This window comes from Streptomyces sp. NPDC057638, from assembly GCF_042800315.1.
Taxonomy (GTDB): Bacteria; Actinomycetota; Actinomycetes; order Streptomycetales; family Streptomycetaceae; genus Streptomyces.
In genome coordinates this window covers 1-3,209 of sequence record NZ_JBHVHF010000526.1, presented here as the reverse complement: position 1 = coordinate 3,209, position 3,209 = coordinate 1, and the positions used below count along the sequence as shown (strand labels likewise).

Here is a 3,209-nt window from a genome sequence, read left to right as displayed (position 1 = left end):
GTCTCCCCACGGTCGGGCACCGGCCTGGTCGCCCGCCGTCGCGGGGACACACCAGGGCATCGGCCGGATATCGCTTCCGCCAACCGCCGGACGCCCGCGGGCCGATGCTCTATATGTGTGCTGTGACTGAGCTACGTGACGTGGACGAGGCCCGCGGTCTGTTACGGGCCGCTCTGAACCGGTGTGAGGGATGGCTCGCTACGGCGGCCGGGGCCTCGGAGATGCCCGCCGGCTGGCCACGGGACCTGGGCGAGGACGCCGACGTGGTGCGGCGGCTGCGGACCCGGGCGGCCTCCTCACTGATCAACGTGGCCCTGCTCGGCTACTTCTCCTCCGGCAAGAGCTTCCTGCTCAGCGGGCTCCAGGGCGGCCTCGACGTCATCCAGGTCCCCACCGAGGACGGTGACGTCGACGACAAGTTCGTCGGACTGCTGCCCTCCTCACCTATCCCCACCACGTCCTGGCCGTTCAGCGTCGTCCCCGTGGACAGCCAGAGCGGCGTCGACCCCTCGGGCACCGGCTTTCTGCGGGTACGGTTCGCCGACGCGCCCCCGGACGAGTGGGAGGACGTCGGCGACTCCCCGGCGCCCGCCGTGGTCGAGGCGTACGCGATGGAGGAGGGCGACGTCGTCAACCGGCTCAGGCCGCACCGGGCGCGCGAGGTCGCCGAGGCGGAACTGCTGCTCGCCGACGCGCCCGTCCCCGCCAAGTTCTACGACCTGCCCGGCGTCGGATCCGCCAACACCACCCATGACGCGATCGTGCGACGGGCCATGCTCGACGCGGACTGCTACCTCTACGTCACCCCGGCCCACCGCACCCTCTCCGACGACGACCTCGGACTCATCCGCGCCCTGTACGACCACTGTCTGCTGCCGGGCCAGAACAACCAGCCCAAGCGGGTGGTCTGGGCGGTCACCGCGATCGACCTCGCCGCCAACCTCGACCGGCACAACCAGCCCGCCTGGAAGGCCACCGTCGCCCGCAACAACCGGTATCTGCGGGAGAACTTCCAGCTCCCGGACGGACGGCCCGACCTCGACTTCATCGGCGAGGGCTTTATCCCCGTCTCCCCGGCCTGGGAGGCGTCCGCGCTCCGGCTGGCGGCGGAGGGCGCCGAGGCGTCCGCCCACCGGGAACGCAAGAAGAGCAATATGGACACCCTCCGCCAGGCGATCGAGCACCTGATCACCACCGGCACCGGCACCCGCCATATCGCGGCCATCGCCGCCGAGGCCCGCTATCTGTTCGCCCAGCGGTACGAGGTCATCGCCGGGCGGCTCCAGACCGAACGGCTGGAGATCGACGAGCTGAGGGAACGGCTGGGACTCCAGCGCCTGCGCATCCAGAAGCTCGACACCGAGGTCCCCGTCATCCGGGAGCTTCTCCAGCGCGGTCTCGACGACCGCGTCCAGCGCGCCTCCCGCCCCTTCAACCGGCTCGGCGGCCGGCTGCACTCCGCGCTGGACGGCCTGATCCGGGTGACCGATGTCAGCAGGCCCGCGAAGGCCAACCAGGTCCAGGTCGCCAAGGCCCAGGCGCTGCGCGCCTGGCTGGAGTCGCCCACGGGCCCGGTCACCCTGTGGACCGGCGAGTACGACGCCTTCAAGCAGGACGCCGTCCGGGCGATCGACCGCGTCTTCGGCGACCCGGAGATCGCCGGCCGGCTGCCCGAGTTCCACTTCGACATCAACGATGTCTCCGTACCGCAGCAGGCGCGCCGCAACGCGACCCGGCACGACATCGTCCAGCGGGCCGCCGCGCTCGTCGGCATCGTCACCCCCGTGGCCGCCAGCGGAGGGTGGATGTACGGCCTCGCGGCGGCGGGGACCCTGCTGCCCCCGGCCGGTATGGTCGCCGGGGCCGCCGCCCTGGTCTATCTCGGCCTCCAGTACCGCAAGGGCCGGGCCAGCTCGCTCGACGTCCTGCGGCAGGAGTGGATCCAGGCCATCGATACGGAGGTGAGCGCCATCCGGGAGCAGTTCGCGCTGGCCACCGCCGTCCAGGGCGCCGATGTCATCGACCATCTGACCGACAACCTCGTCCAGTACCGGGAACAGCTCGTGGACTCCAGCGCGCTTATCCGCGAGCGTATCGACCAGCCGGAGAACCTCGCCCGTCAGGAGGTGATCGCGGAACTGGAGCCGCTCTGCGCCGAGGGGGCGGAGCTGCTGGCGATCCTCCGGTCGCTGGAGGCCCTCGCCCCGGCCGGCTGACCGGCCACCTCGCCCCCGTACCGACCCCGTTCCCTTCCCACCCGGGGCTGTTCGATGCCCCCTGTCCCCCCACCACCCCAGAGATCCCGACTCATGAACAGAGGAAGAGACATCCCCATGACCGACCCGGCCGACCGACCCCGTCACGCGCGGATCGACACCTCCGTCGCGCACAGCGCGCGGGTCTGGAACTACTGGCTCGGCGGCAAGGACCACTACGCCGCCGACCAGGCCGCTGGTGACGCGTACCGCGCCCGGTACCCCGATATCGAGCCCATGGCCAAGGAGTCCCGCGACTTCCTGGTGCGCACGGTCAGCTGGCTGGCGCGGGAGGCGGGCATCCGTCAGTTCCTCGACGCGGGCGCCGGTCTCCCCACGGCCGACAACACCCACGAGGTCGCCCAGCGGGTCGCGCCGGACGCGCGGGTGGTCTACGTCGACCATGACCCGCTGGTGCTGCTGCATGTCGACGCGATGGGCGCCAGCACCAGCGAAGGCGCCATGGACTACGTCCTGGCGGATATGCGTGACACGGATATCGTGCTCGACGCGGCGGCCGCCACGCTGGACCTCACCCGGCCCATCGCCCTGGTGATCAATGACGTCCTGGGCCATATCGTCGACTGGGACGAGGCGCTGGGTCTGGTACGCCGTCTGGTGGACCGCCTGCCCTCGGGCAGCTATCTCAGCCTCAGCCACGCCACCGCGGCCGACGAACGCCACCGCGCGGTCCAGGAGGAGTACAACTCCTCCGGCGCCATCCCCTATATCTTCCGTGAACCGGAGGTGACGAAGGCGTTCTTCGACGGGCTGGACCTGGTGGAACCGGGCTTCGTCTGCTGGCCCGACTGGCGGCCGGGACCGACCACCGGGACGCTGACCCGGCGGGCTCGGAGCAGTCCAGGACGCCGGCGATCTCGCGGTGGCTGTAGGCGAACGCGTCGCGCAGCACCACCGCGGCCCGCTCCGGCGGGGTGAGCCGTTCCATCAGGG

1 protein-coding gene and 2 pseudogenes are annotated in these 3,209 nt (G+C 71.1%); 2 read left to right on the top strand and 1 reads right to left on the bottom strand.

Features of this window, described 5'->3' with window-relative positions:
- Window positions 1-122 precede the first annotated feature (122 nt).
- Both ACFVIM_RS34335 and ACFVIM_RS34330 read left to right on the top strand, forming a co-directional pair.
- A complete protein-coding gene (locus ACFVIM_RS34335) occupies window positions 123-2,216 on the top strand; it encodes a hypothetical protein (RefSeq protein WP_384310089.1) in 2,094 nt (697 codons plus the stop codon).
- A gap of 117 nt (window positions 2,217-2,333) precedes the next feature.
- Window positions 2,334-3,107, top strand: a pseudogene (locus ACFVIM_RS34330) (SAM-dependent methyltransferase); the annotation flags it as partial.
- Window positions 3,108-3,150: 43 nt separating this feature from the next.
- Here the strand turns inward: ACFVIM_RS34330 and ACFVIM_RS34325 are convergent.
- Window positions 3,151-3,204: pseudogene (locus ACFVIM_RS34325) on the bottom strand (hypothetical protein); the annotation flags it as partial.
- Window positions 3,205-3,209: the final 5 nt, after the last annotated feature.